The following is a 16,716-nucleotide window of genomic DNA, read 5'->3' as shown; positions in this document are numbered from 1 at the left end:
ACACCCGTGCGCGGAATATGTTCCGGCCCGTTGCCTGGAGCCGACGACTACGTGACCGAGTAGCCCCCGTGACGCGCCCGTTGCCCTTCTTTCTGTCCTGGGCTGTCCAGCCCGGCAGACCTCAGCTCAAGGAATGACGTCATGTCTCACCCCAGACGTGTGCGCCTTGCCGCACTGTCCACGGCCCTGATCGCGGGCCCGCTCGCCCTCTGCCCCACACCCGTGTCGGCTGTCACCGGTCCCGCCGTGTCCGCCACCGACACCACCTACGCCTACACCGCACAGGTGATCGTCGGCGACCACGACCGCGGCTGCTCCGGCGTCCTCGTCGACCGCGAGTGGCTGCTGACCGCCGCCAGCTGCTTCGTCGCCGACCCGGTCGCCGGCCTCGCCGTGCCCGCCGGGAAGCCGGCCCTGAAGACCACCGCGACCATCGGCCGCTCCGACCTCGCCGGCACCGGCGGCGCCGTCCGCGAGATCGTCGAGCTGGTCCCCCGTACCGACCGCGACGCCGTGCTGGCCCGGCTCAACCGCCCGGTCACAGGCGTCAACCCGGTCGCCCTGGCCACCGCGGCGCCCACCGCCGGCGAGGAGCTCACCCTGGCCGGGTTCGGCCGCAGTACGACCGAGTGGGCCCCGCTGAACCTGCACACCGGCGCCTTCTCCGTCGATGCGTCCACCGCCACCGCCGCCACGGTCACCGGCAAGAACGGCGCGGCCGCCTGCATGGGCGACACCGGCGGCCCCCTCGTCCGCACGACCTCCGGCACCCCCCAACTGGCCGCCCTCAGCAGCCGGTCCTGGCAGGGCGGCTGCTTCGGCACCGACGCGGCCGAGACCCGCACCGGCGGCATCGTCACCCGCGTCGACGACCTCGCCTCCTGGGTGAGCTCCAAGACCGGCGCCGTCCGCATCACCGACTTCAACTGCGACGGGGTCGAGGACATCGCCGTCGGCGATCCCCAGGCCACCGTGGGCGGCGACGCGAACGCGGGCGTCGTACGGGTCGTGTACGGCGGTGGCAAGGGCACCGCCGAGATCAACCAGGACCTCGACTGGGTGGCCGACGGTTCCGAGGCCGGCGACTGGTTCGGCGAGCAGATCGCCACCGTCGACTACGACGAGGACGGCTGCACCGACCTGGTCGTCGGCGCCGCCGGCGACGACATCGGCACCGTCGCCGACGCGGGCATGGTGGACGTCCTGCACGGCGCTCCCGGCGGCCTCGGCACCGGCGCCACCAAGGACACCCACTTCGAAGAGGGCAAGGGCTCCGGGGCCATCGGCACCTCCACCGTCGAGGCCGGCGACCGCATGGGCGACGCCATCGCAGCCGGCACCACTGCCGCAGGCGAGCCCTACCTGATCATCGGCGTGCCCGGCGAGTCCCTCGGCACCCTCGCCAAGGCGGGCGCCGCCTACTACCTGCGCGGCACCACCAACATGAGCATCGGCCAGGACAGCACGAACGTCCCGGACACCGCGGAGGCCAACGACGGCTTCGGCGGCGTGATCGCGGCCGACGGCAACCACTTCGCCGTCGGCTCCCCGGGCGAAGCCGTCGGCAGCGACGCGGGCGCCGGCATGGTGACCGTCTTCGCCCACACCCTCAACTCCGAGGGCAGGCCCACCCCGCGCTTCGGGCTCGACCAGGACCTCGACACCATCTCCGGCAGCTCCGATGCGGGCGACCAGTTCGGCTCCGCCCTGTCCATGGCCCCGTACCGTCCCTCGGGCGCGGCGGCCGCCACCGAGTCGGTTCTCGCGGTCGGCATCTGGGGTGAGGACCTGACCATCGACGGTGCCGCCAAAGCCGACGCCGGCGCCGTGCTCACCTTCCGCATCCCCGCCTCGGGCACCTTCACCCAGCTCAACTCCTACCTCCAGGGCACCGGCAGCGACGACATCACCGGCACCTCGGCAGCCAACGACTACTTCGGCTGGACCGTGACCGCCGTCAACACCGCACCGCGCGAGGTGAGCACCACGGCGACGATGAAGCTGGCCGTGGGCGTCCCCCAGGAGACCGTCGACGCGGCGTCGAACGCGGGTGTGATCCACACCTTCTCCCTGCTGGGCCTTCCCGGCGCCAACGACAGGTGGATGAAGCCGGGCGACGGCTTCGGCATCCCGGGCATCCCCGGCGCCAACCAGTACCTCGGCCGCAGCCTCCACTTCACCGGCACCAACCTGTACGTCGGCATGCCGAACGGCCCGAGCACCTACGGCGCGCTGTACGCACTGCCGATGGCCAACGTGACCGCCGGCGCCACACCGACCGCGATCACCACCTACCAGCCCGGCACGGGCGGCCTCCCGTCGGCCGGCGTCCGCTTCGGCTGGACGGCCCGGTAGCCGCAGGCCGACACCTGCACACCGGCTGACACCAAGAGCCCCTCCGAGGAGCGTCCCCTCCTCGGAGGGGCTCTCCCTTGCACCGAAGTCCTTTTCGTCGACCTCCTGTTGAGCCATGTACGCGTGGGTCCGCCGGTTCCCCGGCAGCCACAAGTCGTTCGCCACACAGGCAAGCGCACTGCTTGACTCACCCCATGAGTGATCTCGACATCCGCCCTGCCACCCTCCCGGACATCGACACCGTGCTGCGGTTCTGGCGCGACGCCGCCGAAGGTACGAGCATCAGCGACGACCACGACGGTGTCGCCCGGCTCATCACACGGGATCCCGAAGCCCTGCTCCTCGCCCTGCGCGACGATCTGCTCATCGGAACCGTCATAGCCGGCTTCGACGGCTGGCGCTGCCATCTCTACCGGCTCGCGGTGCATCCGGAGCGGCGTCGGCAGGGCGTCGGCTCGGCGCTGCTGGCCGCCGCCGAGGAGCGGTTCGTCCGGTTGGGCGGGCGGCGCGCGGACGCGATGGTGCTGGAGCGCAACGAGAGCGGGCAGCAGGCGTGGCGGGCGGCCGGGTACGGGCCCGAGGAGCAGTGGCGTCGCTGGGTGAAGCCCCTCACCGACTGAGCCGCTTTGCGCGTCCTTTACCATTGGCGGACGATTTACTTCTCCAAGGAAAGGTGTGAGCGTCCGCCCATGGGCGAGCCTCCCAGTAGCACTGGCCATCGAGCGATCCCCCCGACCCTGCCCGATCATGGGACGGAGGTGAACCGATGACAGAAGTGCTCCTTCTCCTGGTGGCGATCCTGCTCTCCCTCGCCTGCGGTGCCTTCGTCGCGGCGGAGTTCTCACTGACCACGGTCGAGCGCAGCGAGCTGGAGCGCGCGGTGGAGCGCGGCGAGCGGGGTGCCGCGAGCGCCCTGAAGGCCGTGCGGAACCTGACGTTCCAGCTCTCCGGCGCGCAGCTCGGGATCACGGTCACCAACCTGGTCGTCGGCATGCTCTCCGAGCCGTCGATCGCCGCGCTGATCGCGGGCCCGCTGGAGTCGCTCGGCGTCTCCGCCTCCGCGTCCTCCTCGCTCGCCCTGGTGATCGGTACGGGGCTGTCGACCGTCTTCCTGATGGTCGTCGGCGAACTGGTGCCCAAGAACTGGGCGATCTCCTCACCGCTGGCCGTGGCCAAGCGGGTGGCGACACCGCAGCGCTGGTTCAGTGCCGTGTTCCGGCCGTTCATCTCGCACCTCAACAACACGGCGAACCACATCGTGCGCCGTTTCGGCCTGGAGCCCGCCGAGGAGCTGGCCTCCGCGCGCGGCCCCCAGGAACTGGCGGCGCTGGCCCGGCACTCCGCCAAGGCGGGTGCCCTGGAGCCCGACACCGCGGAACTGTTCGTACGGACCCTGAACCTCGCCGACCTGACCGCGGAGAACGTGATGACACCGCGCGTCCAGGTCGTGGCCCTCGACGCCCAGGCGACCTGCGAGGACGTGGCGAACGCGACGCGCGCGACCGGGCTGTCCCGGTTCCCCGTCTACCACGGCAACCTCGACTCGGTCGTCGGGGTCGCGCACATCAAGGACTGCCTCGCGGTGCCCGCGGAGCGCCGCCCCCGGGTGCGGGTCTCCGAACTGATGCGCGAGCCGCTGCTCGTCCCCGAGTCACTGACCGTCGACCGGCTCCTCGACCGGCTGTCCGGCAAGCGCACGATGGCCGTCGTCATCGACGAGTACGGCGGTACGGCGGGCGTGGCCACGCTGGAGGACATCGTCGAGGAGGTCGTCGGCGAGGTGCGGGACGAGCACGACCCGCACGAGACGTCCGACCTCGCCCCGGCCGGCATGGACGACGAGGGCCGCGCCCTCTACTCCGCGGACGGCGCCGCCCGCACCGACCAGCTCGCCCGCGTCGGCCTGCGGGCGCCCGAGGGACCGTACGAGACGCTCGCGGGCCTGGTCGCGACCGAGCTGGGCCGTATTCCGCGGGCCGGTGACACCGTCGAGGTGGCCGACTGGCGCCTGGACGTGCTGGACGCGTCGGGCCGCAGGGCCGCACGCGTCCTGCTGCACGCGCCGCATACGGACAAGGACTCCGAGGAAGACAAGGAAGGGGAGGCGAAGTGACCACCATCCAACTGCTGATCGGGCTGGCGACACTGGTCGTCAACGCCTTCTTCGTGGGCGCCGAGTTCGCACTGATCTCCGTACGCCGCAGCCAGATCGAGCAGTATGTCGAGGGAAGCGCGGGAGGCGCCGAAGGGGACCGTGCGGACGGCGACCGGCGGGCGAAGAGCGTGCTGTGGGGCCTTGAGCACGTGTCCGCGCTGATGGCTGCCGCCCAGCTCGGCATCACCCTGTGCACGCTGATCCTGGGTGTGGTCGCGGAACCGGCGATCGCGCATCTTCTGGAACCGGTGTTCCACGCGGTGGGCGTCCCCGAGGGCGCGGGCCACGCGGTGTCCTTCGTGATCGCCCTCGCCCTGGCGACCTATCTGCACATGCTGCTCGGCGAGATGGTGCCGAAGAACATCGCGCTCGCGGAGCCGGTGCGCACCGCGCTGCTGCTGGGCCCGCCCCTGGTGGCCCTGGCGCGGGCGCTGCGACCCGTGATCTTCACGATCAACGCCTTCGCGAACACGCTCCTGAAGTTGCTGCGCGTCGAGGTCAAGGACGAGGTCACGGCGACCTTCTCCGACGCCGAACTGGCCCGGCTGGTCCGGGACTCCGGCGAGGCGGGACTCATCGACGACCGGGCGAGGGAACGGCTGCACGACGCCCTGGAACTGGGCCGCAGGCCTGTGCGCGATGTCGTGCTCCCGCTGGAACGCGTCGTCTACGCGCGCGTGGGGGTCACTCCGGAGGCTCTGGAACGGCTGTCGGCCGAGTCGGGCTTCTCGCGCTTCCCGGTGGTGGACGAGGGGCGCCGGATCGTCGGCTATCTGCACGTCAAGGACGCGCTGGACGCGGCCCCGCGGGATCTTCCCTTCCAGGTGCGGGACATGCGGTCCATCGCGAGCGTACGGGCGGACACTCCCCTGGACGACGTCCTCACGGCGATGCGGCGCAGCCGTACGCACCTGGCCGCGGTACAGGGCGAGGACGAGCGGCTCGCGGGCGTGGTGACCATGGAGGACGTGCTGCGGGAGCTGTTCGGGCAGCCTGTCTGAGAATCCGTGGACATCGTGGACATCTGTGAGTAAGGAGGCCGACCGACCGCCGGGTATGTGAACGGGCTATCATCTCTGACGCCATGCAGACGAACGCCTCATACACCAGCCTGGTCGCGGTCGGCGACTCCTTCACCGAGGGCATGTCGGACCGGCTGCCGGACGGCTCCTACCGCGGCTGGGCCGACCTCCTCGCAGCCCGGATGGCCGCCCGCACGCCCGGCTTCCGGTACGCGAACCTCGCCGTGCGCGGCAAGCTGATCGCGCAGATCACCGCCGAGCAGGTGCCCGTCGCGGCGGCCATGCGGCCCGACGTGATCACCCTGGTGGGCGGGCTCAACGACACGCTCCGCCCCAAGTGCGACATGGGGCGGGTCCGCGGGCTCCTGGAGGAGGCCGTGGAGCAGTTGGCGCCCGCGTGCAAGCAGCTGGTGCTGATGCGCAGCCCCGGTCGCCAGGGCCCGGTCCTGGCGCGTTTCCGGCCGCGCATGGAGGAGCTGTTCACCTGCGTCGACGATCTCGCGGCCCGGCACGGCGCCCTCGTGGTCGATCTCTACGGAGCCCCCTCGCTCGGCGACCCCCGGCTGTGGGACGTGGACCGGCTGCACCTGACGGGCGAGGGCCACCGGCGGGTCGCGGAGGCGGTCTGGCAGACCCTCGGGTACCAGGCCGAGGACCCGGAGTGGCGTACGCCGGTGCCGGCCACGGCGCCTCCCGGCTGGGGCGTCCGCCGCGTCGAGGACGCCCGCTTCGCCCGGCAGTACCTGCTGCCGTGGATCGGACGCCGGCTGACGGGACGCTCGTCCGGGGACGGCCGGACAGGCGCCCAGTTCAGCGCTGAGCTGGGCAAAGCCTTTTGGGTCACCCCTGTGGACCACACAAACCCCGGTCCTGTGACGGAATGGCGACAGACGGGGCCCTGACCCGGAGCCTCGCCCTGGACCGGTGACGCGGTCCGTTCGGGCTGGTACGCCGAAGGCCTGCGGTATCCGGACGGGGGGGCTGACCGCCGAGCAGCGCAGGCGCCGGGAAGAGGTACGGATGCGGGCCGTTGACCTCTTCGAGGACGGCGTGGAAGTCCCGTGCATCACCCGGGAGTTACGGGTGAGTCCTGGAGGACGGGCGGACGCGAGGCACTGCGTTCCAGAGGCCCCTCCGGCTACGACTGCCGCGCACGGCTGGAAGGACGACCAGGTGTGGACCGCGGCAAGGGTACGCAGGCTGATCGGGCGCAAGTTCCGGGTCTAATGGAGGCTCGATTCTCTGAGAGGACCGAAGGTGACGGAGGTGTCGGTCAGGTCCAGTGGTGCCAGCGGCGGCTGGAAGTGGGTGGTTTCGTTCGCCTTCACGCCGACTTCGGCCTGACCGCGGACAGCAGGTGGCGGCGGGATGCGTCCAGGCGGGCCGAGCCCTTGAGCGCCTTGCCGTCCACGGCGATGACACGCCGCGGTCCGGGAGTGGAAGCCGAGGGCGGCGTGCCCTCAACGGCCCCCAGGACGCGGCCGATCGTGGCCTGCGAGGGTGCGCGCCGCCAGCCGAGCAGATGACGGCGCACACCGATGGCCTCCAGTAGTACGTGCGAGGCCCGCGTACCCCACTCGGCGAGCTCGTCGAGGCTCCTCGCACCGGAGACTACCGCGCAGGCACACATCACCAAGATCGCTGTCAGCGAGTATCACCTGCCCGCAGCGAACGCGGATCGGGCACCGCATCGAGGTAGGGGAGAAGACCATGCGTTCGACAAGGGGAAGAAAGTCGTGCCAACTCCAGAGGCCGGGCGCCCCATTGCGGGGCCACCAGGAAGGAAAATGGAGAGTGGGGGCGCAGAGGTCGCAGCTCAGGTGACGTTGCCCACCACTATAACCACGTCCTGTCTAGCCGGCGAGACAGGATTCGGCCCTGTCCCGCAGTGTAATAGATAACTCCCCTTTGACGCCTGCGGCCAAATGGCTAGGCTTTCCCGGGTCGGGATGGGATGTTGCCTGGTGGGTACGGTTGATGGGGCCGCACAGGGTATGCACGTGCAAGCAGGAGAGAAGGTCCCTGTTTCCCCTTGAAGTTACGATTGATTGGTTGGCGGACTTCTATGTCTCAGATGCATCACGCGAAGGGGCAGGACGACCATCATTCGCGTGTGGTTCGCGCCTCATCCGCACAGCGGAGAATGTATTTCTCCTCAATCGTGCGACCAGCCAGTTCGGCTGATACCTGGGGGACCGCCCTCACCGGCGACGGGGATCTCGACATAAGCAGGCTTGAGTGCGCCCTACAGGTGCTGCGCGGCAGACATGAGACACTGCGCACCACATTCCTGGAACGCGACGGTGAAGTTCTCCAGGTCGTGCACGATGCGAACGGGGACGTTGCCAAGTCTTCGTTGCTCGACATCGTAGAAGCCGAGGGGGACTCGCACAGCAAGCGCCGCGACTGGGCGGAGGATGAGGCCAGGAGACTGCTTGACATTTCCTTCGACATTTCATCAGGGCCGCTCTGGAAAGCAAGCGCGATACGGGTGTCATCCCGGCTGCACCTGATAATCCTCGTGTTTCATCACATCATTATCGACGAAATTTCCGCACAGGTCTTCGCCGAAGAACTACGCCTCACTTACGCTGACGCAAGCGCGCTTGCTGTCGCGGCGCCGGCCGTTCAGTACGCGGATTTCTGTCTGGCGGAGAATGCCTCCGGGGTGGATCCTGCCGGCCTGGACTACTGGCGTGGCCAACTGGACGGTATCCAGTCGCCCCGGCTGCCCGAGGACAGCAGGGAAGACCCGGGCGTGATCGTCGGGTCCCGGATCCCGGTCGCCGTTCCAGAGAATGTGGTAGCGGAATTCGAAGAATTCTGCAAAGATCGCTCGATCACTCCGTTCATGGGAATGCTCGCAGTGTATTTCATTCTGTTGCAGCGCTGGGCGAGATCGAGCGATATAGCAGTGGGCACTCCGGTACTCAGCCGACCGGACTCGCACTTCTTCAGAACGATCGGATTCTTCGCCAACACGGTGGTACTGCGCTGCCCGGTAGCACCGACACTGACCTTCGATCAGTTTCTCGACCACGTGAGTGAAACAGTTCTGGACGCGCTCGACCACCAGGACGTGCCGTTCGAAGCAGTCGTAGAGGACATTGCCCCCCACCGGGACGCCGATCGCAATCCCCTCTTCCAGGCCGCTATCGGCTACGGCACTCTGGACCCGAGCGATACCTGGGCACTTGACGGCCTCCAGGTGACGCCCATGCCAGACCCCATGGAGTTGTCGCGCATCGAGTTTGACCTGCGTCTGGACATACAACGACTGGCGCACGAAACCTCACTCACCATCGAATACAGTCGTCAGCGGTTTTCCGAGGCAGCCATGCAGAGGTTTGCCGATGCCTACGGAAACCTGCTGCAGTCACTCAGCCGGGCACCCGATGTCCCGCTCGGGAGCATCCCGGTCCTCGACCAAATTTCCCTGGACGAAACGCTGGCGCTCGGCGCGAGTGGTGATACGCAGGACGGCCGTGCCCCCGCGGAATGCACATCCGCATGGGACCTCTTCGAATTGACGGCCGCAGCTGTTCCTGAACGGGAAGCAGTCGTTGCGGATGGGGAACGGCTCACCTTCGCCGAACTGGCCGGTCGGGCCCGGACGATGGCCACGGCATTACGCGCCCGCGGCGTACGGTCCGGCACCATGGTGGGGATCTGCCTGGCCAGGCGCAGCGATCTGATCGTCGCGATGCTCGCCACCTGGGGTGCGGGCGGCGCCTTTCTCCTGCTGGATCCACAGCAGGACGAGGCCCGCCGCCAGCTCCTTGAGGAGGCCGGCATCGCCCTGGTCGTCTCGGACGAACGCTTCGCCGAGGTGGAGACGGTCTCAGCGGCCGCGCTCCTCGCAGATGCGGCGACGACGGTCGGGGGCGATTCCACGCACGCGGTCGATGCCGCTCGTCGCCCGGCGACTGCTCCGGCCTGCATACTTTTCACAGCAGGTTCCACGGGACAGCCAAAGGGCGTGGTCATCGATCAGGCGAGCCTCGTCGCTCTCGCCACCACCCAACTGGCGCCGATGTACGCACGGCTGTCCGAAGGGCGCCAGGTGAATGTCGGCGCGCTGAGTTCCGTGACGTCCGACGTGTTCATCAACCAGTGCCTCGGCATGATCGCCTTGGGGCACCGGCTGCTGTTGATCGACGAAGAGGAGAGGACGGATCCGCTCCGGCTCCTTGCCCGAGGGTCGGATCCTGAATCATCGATTGACGTGTTCAACTGCACCAGCAGACAGATGGAGAGCTTGGTCGACGCTGGTCTCCTGACCCTTCCGTACCCGCCGAAGATGGTCGTCATCGGTGGCGAGAGCGTGTCGGACCGGCTGTGGCGGCGTCTGCACGACCAGCCTGGACTCCTCGCGTTCAACACGTACGGCCTGACCGAGTGCACTGCCGATTCGGCCAGGGCCGAGATCGGCGAACACGCACACCAGGTGGCCGGGCGCGCGGTGGGCGCGGCTCAGATCTACATCGTCAACGACCAACTGCACTTGCTGCCGCCCACGTTCGTCGGAGAGATCTGCATCGGTGGGCTCGGTGTGGCCCAGGGCTACGCGGGAGAGCCCGCGTACACCAGTGAACGGTTCATAGCCGACCCGTTCAGCCGTGTCCCCGGACAGCGCATGTACCTCACCGGTGACAAGGGCCGACTGCGTCCTGATGGGCAGTTGGAGTTCTGGGGCCGTCTCGCCGACCAGGTGACGGTCCGAGGTCTGCGCGTCGCGCCGGGTGAGCTGGAGGCTCTGCTCGACAGCCATCCCGCCATCGCCGGCGCCGCCGTCATCGCGACCGACCCAGGCACGGGCATGGCTCAACTGGTGGCGTATGTCGTGCCGGGCGACGGAGGCCGGGACGGGCTGACGTACTCCGCCGTACGGGAATTCCTTCGTGGCAAGCTGCCCTCCGCACTGTTGCCCGACCGGGTAGAGGTCCTTGAAGAGTTCCCGGTCGCCTTCAACGGCAAGCTGGATCGCAGGGCGCTGTCGGGCATCGAGTCGTCGGGCACCCTGCTGGAGGCCGGCCAGGGGACGACGCTGCTCGACATCTCCCGGGAACAGCGTCTGTGCGAGATCGTGGCTGAGGTGGTCGGAGTACCGCAGGCCAGCCCTGACGACAATTTTTGGGTACTCGGCGGAAACTCGCTGCTCGCCATGCAGGTCATCGGTCGAGTGCGCACCGCCTTGGGCTGCGAGTTGAGCGTCCGAGCGATTTTTGAAGCCGATTCGCTCGGGGACATGGCGGTTCAGCTGGTTGCCGTCGACGACAGCACAGAGAAAGGTGACGGCCGATGACCGCCACCGTGGAGAGCTTGCTGCGCTGCCGTTCCCCTCATCCGGACCCTGCCATGCGGCTGTTCTGTCTTCCGTGGGCCGGGGCCGGGGCGCTCGGATACAGCTCCTGGAAGTTGCCCCCTGACATGGCTGCCGAAGTGTGGGCCGTTCAGCTCCCCGGACGCGAGGACCGGGCCGAGGAACCTCCGCTGCCCTCCATCACCTCGATGGTCGACGTCCTGCGGGGTGCTGTGGAACCGCTGCTGGACCGACCGTTCGCGTTCTTCGGCCACAGCATGGGGGCTCTGGTGGCCTTCGAACTGACCCGCGCGTTTCGAGCCACGGGCGGACCGGCCCCTGCCCAGCTGTTCCTTTCCGGGATGCGTTCACCCGACCTCACCCCCTGGCGCCCGGCCGCGAGTGTTCTGGGCGACGAGGCCCTGCTGCATCGGCTGAACGAGATCGCCGGCCCCTCGGTCTCGGCTGTGCGCGACCGCGATGTGCTGCTGTGGCTGGCTCCCGCGCTGCGTGCCGACTTCGCGGCGTGCGAGAACTACCAGTACCGGGACGAACTGCCGTTGGACATACCGACCTGCCTGCTCGCCGCCGGCGACGACGCCGAGGTCCGGGTGGACGAGGTGTCCGCATGGCGGCGGCACTGCAGTGCCGCCGACTCTGTACGCGTCTTCGAGGGAGGCCATCTCTACCTGCTCGACCAGCGGGCGGAAGTGCTCTCCCTCATCGCCGCAGAACTCCAGGGGCCTGCCGATCAATAACTCGTCGATCTTGGTGGGGATTGCGGGAGGGTGGGGTCGTGCCCGGCGATCGCGGCGAGTTGTTGTGCCGTGGTCACGGTGAGGGCGCCGGCCGGGATTTGTGCCCGAGCGCGGTGAGCACGGGGGTGACCTCCTGGAGGGTCGCGCCGATTCTGCTCTTGGCCAGGCTGGTCGCCTCAGCGAGAACGGCGTTCGTCATGGACCAGCGCCTCTGGAAGACAACAAGCTGGTCGGAGACGGAGAGCCGTCTGCCGTCGGCGCCGGGGCCGCCGTCGGGGCGTTTCCCGGACAGGAAGATCGGCGGGTACTCGGCACCCGCCAGGCTCGGTAGCGGACGGCGAGATCGTCAAAGGCGGCGGGCTCGAGTCCGGCGAGGCTGGGGTGCCGCAGCCAGGCGGGGGGCTTGTCCCCGAACGCGGGCCGCGGCGCCCAGCGTCAGGCGCTGCTGGCGCTCATCGAGATGCGGCAGCAACAGCCCGAACGCATCCACCAGCTCCTCTGCCTTCGTCCCCTCCGACACCCCCGCAGTCTACGAACCAACAGCCCACGAAAACCGAAGAGTTATTGATCGGCAGGCCCCTGCGAAGAACTCGCACTCGGAAGGCCCCGGTTCCGCCCGCTGAGTACCCAGGATCAGCCGCCGGTGCCCCCACCAGCTTGGACTGCGAAAAGTCGCGCGTCGAAGTAGTGGGCATTCGGTGATGGCACCTCGGGTCCGTAGGGCACCCACACCTCTCGGCCTTCGACGGTGGGAACAAGCGCCCGCCCGACTAGACAGACAATGGCTGCTCGGGGGACACGGCTGATGGAGCGCTCGATGTTTTCCAGGACCTGCTCCGCCACAGCTGGACTGAAGGGCTCGTAGAAGTAGAACACTCCCGCACCGTCCGGGATCTCGAACTCGGTGGCGTCCTGGTGACATATCTCGATGGCACTGCACTTCTTGGACTTGGAGTCGTACCGCTGTACATTTTGCGCGGCAATCTCGCAGAGATGCCTGGAATGCTCGACTCCGATGATCCTCTTGAACGGAAACTCCGAAGCGACCAGCAGTGCGCGACCTTTTCCTGAGCCGAAATCGATGAACGTCGCCTCCTCGTACTTGACTGGAACGCGCGATATCACCTCCCTTATGGTCCCGGCAGGTGACGGGGAGTACCGATAGTTGTGAAGCAGGTCGGCCTCGTCGGCCTCGTCGATGTCCCAGGTCTCGAAGGGAGCGCTCGTTTCGACTCCGAATGAGGTGTCGAATTTTTCGACCTGATCGACCTCGGCGACCTTGGCGTCGAAGGTTTCCTTGAAGTCCAGGTAATCGAGGAAGTCCTGCCGCTTTTCGTCATCGGTCACTACACCCTCCTGAAAAGTCACAGACATTCACGTACCGCTGCCGCCGGCGACATCGCGCAGACGCTGGAGGTGCGTCAAGCCCGACATCACCTCGTCCGTCGAAAGCCCGAAGTCAACGAGACAGGCGATCTCATCCACACCGATCTCCGCGAGTCGCGCGACGACTTCCTTTGCTTTTTCGACCGAGCCGAGAAGGCCGATGTTGTCGAAGTAGTGCTCGAATGATCGCTCGACCAGGAAATCGACCTCGTCGTTTTCGAGGTTTTCGGGATCCTCCGAGCTGGAGCCGGGGTCCGAGGCCAGGATGAGATTGAGCGCGCTGCGCATGTAGGCCGACAGCGCCGGCCTGACCAGCTCACGGACCGCCTCGTTGTCCTCACCCAGGAAGGTGTGCACCATGACCACGACATGGCCCGTCCATGCACCCTGACTCGCCTCGGCCGCAGCCTTCCGGTACTCGGAGATTTTCTCGGCCAACAGCTCGGGGCTTTGGCCGAGCAGGTGGGTCAGCAACCCAGCGCCTATACGGCCCGCGCTCCGGAAGGTCTCGACGTCACCGACACTGGTGATCCAGACAGGCAATTCCTCCTGTACCGGCGGAGGAAAGGACCGCACCTTCGCCGGGTTTCCCATCCCGTCAGGGAGATCGACGGTCTCGCCACGCCACAGGGACCGTACTTGCTCGACCCGCTCGTACATCTCGGTCCGGCGGTCCGCGTAGGCCGACGGGTTCAGCACAAAATCAGTGGCGTGCCAACCTGAGGCAAAGGACACACCGACGCGGCCGTGCGAGATGTTGTCCACCACCGACCATTCCTCGGCGACCCGCAAGGGGTGATGGAGGGGTGCGACAACGCTACCTGCCCGAATTTTGATGCGTCTGGTGATCGCGGCAATCGCCGCACTGGTCACCGACGGATTCGGATAAGTGCCTCCGTAGTGATGGAAATGACGTTCCGGCGTCCATACGGCTTGGAAGCCGTGCTCGTCCGCGAAAAGAGCGCCTTCGATGAGCAGCTTATACCGATCACCCTCGGCGTTTCCACTGTCATTGGCGAAGTAGAAAAGACTGAAATCCGTAACACTCACACCCCTCATCGGTCAGCATGGAACCGGTGCCAGAATGCGCCGACATCAGTGACACGCATAGGCGCCCTACTGTGCGGCGGCATCGAAGGCAAGTCCAGCGTTGACTTAATCGGTGGCACGGCCATGTGCCACCGCTTGTCTCGCCGGCGGGACAGGCTCGACACACGGCTCCACGGCAGGCTCGCGGCGTATATCGGCCGACAATGACTGGGCGGAGGTGAAGATCGCCGTATCGCCGGACCGGATGAAACGCAGGTAGTCTCCGTGATCAGTCCGCACATAGACAGTAGATATGCGATATATCCGATCGGTCGGAGGGCTTCTTCGCGTTTGGCTGCAGCTTCTTCGAGTTCGCCGGGAATTGCCCGCCGGCTATGGGGGTCGTCGGTCGAGTGCGCGCTGTCCTGGGGCACGGTTTCCCTGGCCCGCCCGCGGTACTGAACCGAGCCGCGGTGTCACCGACCTGCCGCGGCGTCACCGGTCGGCCGTGACGCGGAGATCGCCCGAACACCCGGCTCACCACACGATCGTGCTCCGGAGTCGGAAGCAAGCACATGACGGTTAGGGGAGGCGCGATGGATTGGCTGTTGTCGCAGCTTCGGGGTCGAGCCGACGCCGAAGCCATGGTCGGACACGGCGGCAGGGTCACGTACGCCGACCTCGCGGAGCGGGCCACTGGCTGGCTGGCCGAGCTGGACCGGCTCGAAGTAACGGCCGGCGAGATCGTGGCGGTGGTCGGGAACACCTCACCGAACACCGTCGCGCTCTTCACGGCGCTCGCCGTCCGAGGCGCTGTCGTGATGCCCTTCGCTCCCGCCGATCCGCCGAGGGATCAGCGGAAGCGCCGGATCGAGACGGCACACGCGACCCGTGTCGTCGAGTTCAGCGGTCCTGACGAGTGGACGGTCCAGACCATCGCGGCACCGGACGTGCCACGGCCACGCCTTCTGACCGAGCTCGCCACCCTCGGGGAGGCCGGGCTGCTGCTGTTCTCCTCGGGCTCGACGGGCGAGAGCAAGGCCGCGCTGCTCTCGCTCCCCCGGCTGCTCGGCGGCTTCCGTGCGTCGTCGCGCCCTCGGCGAACGCTGCAGTTCATGGCGCTCGACCACATCGGTGGAGTCAACACGCTGTTCCGTACCCTCATCAGCGGCGGCACGGTGGTCACCGAGCCGCAACGCACCCCCAAGCACGCGTGCGAGGCCATCGAGCGTCACCGCGTCCAGGTGTTACCGACCACACCGACCTTCCTCAACATGTTGCTGGTCTCCGGCGCCTACCGGGACTACGACCTGTCCTCACTCGAACTGATCACCTACGGCACGGAGCCCATGCGCGAGGTCACCCTCGCGCACGCGGCCACCGAGTTCCCCCGTGTGCAGTTCAAGCAGACCTACGGCCTCACCGAGACCGGCATCCTGCCCACGCGATCGATCTCGTCGGACTCGTTGCGGATGGACGTCGGAGGGCGGGGATTCGGGACGGAGGTGCGCGACGGGGTGCTCTGGATCAAGTCGCCGAGCGCCATGCTCGGGTATCTCAACGCGCCCAGCCCGTTCGACGAGGACGGCTGGCTCAACACCGGAGACGCGGTCGAGGTGGCCGAGGACGGCACCCTCCGCGTACTCGGGCGGCTCTCGGCGCTGATCAACGTGGGCGGAGAGAAGGTGTCACCGGCCGAGGTCGAGAACGTGCTGCTCCGGGCCGTCAACGTCTGCGACGTCATCGTGACCGGACGCCCGAACGCCGTCACCGGTCACATCGTCACGGCCACGGTCGAACTGGCCGAGCCGGAGGAGCAGCGGGCACTGAACAGGCGGCTGCGCCAGTTCTGTACCGACCACCTACCGCCCCACAAGGTTCCGGCCGTCGTCACCGTCTCGGACGTGCCGTTGCACGGCGAGCGATTCAAGCGCATGGGGGGTGCGGTGTGAACGGCACCGTGGATCAGCGTCCGGTGGCTGTCGTCAGCGGAGGCAGCCGAGGTCTGGGACTGGCGCTGGTGACCGACTTCCTGGAGCGCGGTTACCGAGTGGAGACCTTCAGCCGGTCCGAGTCCGCCGAGCTCATCGCGCTGCGCAAGTCGACCGCTCCGGACACCCTGTTCTGGTCCTCGATCGACGGAACGAACGCCGAAGCCGTCGAGGAGTTCGCCCGCGCGGCCGTGCGTCGCCATCGCCGTATCGACACGCTCGTGAACAACGCGGCGATCGGGCTGGAGGGCCTGCTGACACTGACCGCCCCGACGGCCATCGACACGGCACTGCGGACCAACGTGACACTGCCGGTTCTGCTCACCCGGGCCTGTCTGAAGCCCATGCTGGCCCGTCGGGCGGGTGTGGTGATCAACCTGTCCTCCATCAACGCGCTGCGCGGGCAGACCGGCGTCGCCGTGTACGGCGCCGCGAAAGCGGCGCTCGACGGGCTGACGCGAGGTCTCGCCCGTGAGGTCGGCCCTGCCGGGGTCCGCGTGGTCAGTGTCGCCCCCGGCTACTTCGACAGCGAGATGACCGCGGGTATCGGCGAGGCCCAGCGCCGCCGCATCGTGCGCCGGACGCCGTTGGGCCGGCTCGGCTCGATAGAGGACGTGCTCGGCGTCATCCGGTTCCTCACCTCGCCCGCGGCGAACTTCATCACCGGCCAGACCATCACCGTCGACGGTGGCTACACCTGCTGAACCCCTACCGCGGG

At 67.8% G+C, this 16,716-nt stretch carries 12 protein-coding genes and 1 pseudogene; 9 read left to right on the top strand and 4 right to left on the bottom strand.

The features are described 5' to 3' along the window. The first annotated feature begins 141 nt into the window (after window positions 1-141). From ACH4TV_RS31065 to ACH4TV_RS31045, 5 genes are all read left to right on the top strand, one after another. Entirely contained in the window at window positions 142-2,355 is a 2,214-nt protein-coding gene (locus tag ACH4TV_RS31065) for a trypsin-like serine protease (protein WP_398403911.1), read from the top strand. A gap of 194 nt (window positions 2,356-2,549) precedes the next feature. After that, window positions 2,550-2,975 (top strand): GNAT family N-acetyltransferase, encoded by a 426-nt coding sequence (locus ACH4TV_RS31060; RefSeq protein ID WP_398403909.1) that lies wholly within the window; start codon window positions 2,550-2,552, stop codon window positions 2,973-2,975. A 146-nt stretch (window positions 2,976-3,121) separates the two neighbouring features. After that, a complete protein-coding gene (locus ACH4TV_RS31055) occupies window positions 3,122-4,468 on the top strand; it encodes a hemolysin family protein (RefSeq protein WP_398403907.1) in 1,347 nt (448 codons plus the stop codon). Continuing rightward, on the top strand, window positions 4,465-5,511 hold the full coding sequence (locus tag ACH4TV_RS31050; protein ID WP_398403905.1) for a hemolysin family protein: 1,047 nt from the start codon (window positions 4,465-4,467) through the stop codon (window positions 5,509-5,511). Before ACH4TV_RS31055 ends, ACH4TV_RS31050 begins: the two co-directional genes overlap by 4 nt. 83 nt (window positions 5,512-5,594) lie before the next feature. Next, window positions 5,595-6,434, top strand: coding sequence for an SGNH/GDSL hydrolase family protein (locus ACH4TV_RS31045; RefSeq protein WP_398403903.1), 840 nt, complete (start codon window positions 5,595-5,597; stop codon window positions 6,432-6,434). A gap of 422 nt (window positions 6,435-6,856) precedes the next feature. Here the strand turns inward: ACH4TV_RS31045 and ACH4TV_RS31040 are convergent, their stop codons facing one another. Next, window positions 6,857-7,162 carry a hypothetical protein gene (locus ACH4TV_RS31040; protein WP_398404063.1) on the bottom strand — a complete coding sequence of 102 codons (306 nt, stop codon included), beginning with the start codon at window positions 7,160-7,162 and terminating at the stop codon, window positions 6,857-6,859. A gap of 444 nt (window positions 7,163-7,606) precedes the next feature. Between ACH4TV_RS31040 and ACH4TV_RS31035 the strand changes: the two genes are divergently transcribed. Together ACH4TV_RS31035 and ACH4TV_RS31030 are read left to right on the top strand one after the other, a co-directional pair. Beyond that, the gene (locus tag ACH4TV_RS31035; protein WP_398403901.1) at window positions 7,607-10,837 is read left to right on the top strand and encodes a condensation domain-containing protein; all 3,231 of its coding nucleotides are present in this window, start codon (window positions 7,607-7,609) and stop codon (window positions 10,835-10,837) included. Further along, window positions 10,834-11,592, top strand: coding sequence for a thioesterase II family protein (locus ACH4TV_RS31030; RefSeq protein WP_398403899.1), 759 nt, complete (start codon window positions 10,834-10,836; stop codon window positions 11,590-11,592). The genes ACH4TV_RS31035 and ACH4TV_RS31030 overlap by 4 nt, the downstream gene beginning before the upstream one ends. Here ACH4TV_RS31030 and ACH4TV_RS31025 read toward each other — a convergent pair. The 3 genes and pseudogenes from ACH4TV_RS31025 to ACH4TV_RS31015 form a co-directional block, all read right to left on the bottom strand. Beyond that, window positions 11,586-12,003: pseudogene (locus ACH4TV_RS31025) on the bottom strand (ISAzo13 family transposase); the annotation flags it as partial. The gene ACH4TV_RS31030 and the pseudogene ACH4TV_RS31025 sit on opposite strands and share 7 nt — an antisense overlap. Window positions 12,004-12,225: 222 nt before the next feature. Continuing rightward, window positions 12,226-12,939: a class I SAM-dependent methyltransferase gene (locus ACH4TV_RS31020; RefSeq protein WP_398403897.1), complete on the bottom strand. Its 714-nt coding sequence runs from the start codon at window positions 12,937-12,939 to the stop codon at window positions 12,226-12,228. A gap of 27 nt (window positions 12,940-12,966) precedes the next feature. Further along, window positions 12,967-14,028 (bottom strand): MupA/Atu3671 family FMN-dependent luciferase-like monooxygenase, encoded by a 1,062-nt coding sequence (locus ACH4TV_RS31015; RefSeq protein ID WP_398403895.1) that lies wholly within the window; start codon window positions 14,026-14,028, stop codon window positions 12,967-12,969. 575 nt (window positions 14,029-14,603) lie between these two features. On the opposite strand from ACH4TV_RS31015, the gene ACH4TV_RS31010 reads away from it, so the two are divergent. Then, window positions 14,604-15,959, top strand: coding sequence for a class I adenylate-forming enzyme family protein (locus tag ACH4TV_RS31010; RefSeq protein ID WP_398403893.1), 1,356 nt, complete (start codon window positions 14,604-14,606; stop codon window positions 15,957-15,959). After that, on the top strand, window positions 15,956-16,702 hold the full coding sequence (locus tag ACH4TV_RS31005) for an SDR family NAD(P)-dependent oxidoreductase (RefSeq protein ID WP_398403891.1): 747 nt from the start codon (window positions 15,956-15,958) through the stop codon (window positions 16,700-16,702). Before ACH4TV_RS31010 ends, ACH4TV_RS31005 begins: the two co-directional genes overlap by 4 nt. Window positions 16,703-16,716: the final 14 nt, after the last annotated feature.

Source organism: Streptomyces sp. NPDC020898, assembly GCF_044333925.1.
Lineage (GTDB): Bacteria > Actinomycetota > Actinomycetes > Streptomycetales > Streptomycetaceae > Streptomyces.
The sequence above is the reverse complement of the archived record's forward strand: the minus strand, read 5'-3'. Positions and strand labels throughout refer to the sequence as shown.

Bases quoted from the DNA above. Each gene is read 5' to 3' on its own strand.
- ACH4TV_RS31030 (WP_398403899.1), top strand. From the start codon at position 10,834: ATGACCGCCACCGTGGAGAGCTTGCTGCGCTGCCGTTCCCCTCATCCG.
- ACH4TV_RS31045 (WP_398403903.1), top strand. From the start codon at position 5,595: ATGCAGACGAACGCCTCATACACCAGCCTGGTCGCGGTCGGCGACTCC.
- ACH4TV_RS31065 (WP_398403911.1), top strand. From the start codon at position 142: ATGTCTCACCCCAGACGTGTGCGCCTTGCCGCACTGTCCACGGCCCTG.
- ACH4TV_RS31055 (WP_398403907.1), top strand. From the start codon at position 3,122: ATGACAGAAGTGCTCCTTCTCCTGGTGGCGATCCTGCTCTCCCTCGCC.
- ACH4TV_RS31035 (WP_398403901.1), top strand. From the start codon at position 7,607: ATGCATCACGCGAAGGGGCAGGACGACCATCATTCGCGTGTGGTTCGC.
- ACH4TV_RS31010 (WP_398403893.1), top strand. From the start codon at position 14,604: ATGGATTGGCTGTTGTCGCAGCTTCGGGGTCGAGCCGACGCCGAAGCC.
- ACH4TV_RS31040 (WP_398404063.1), bottom strand. From the start codon at position 7,162: ATGTGTGCCTGCGCGGTAGTCTCCGGTGCGAGGAGCCTCGACGAGCTC.
- ACH4TV_RS31060 (WP_398403909.1), top strand. From the start codon at position 2,550: ATGAGTGATCTCGACATCCGCCCTGCCACCCTCCCGGACATCGACACC.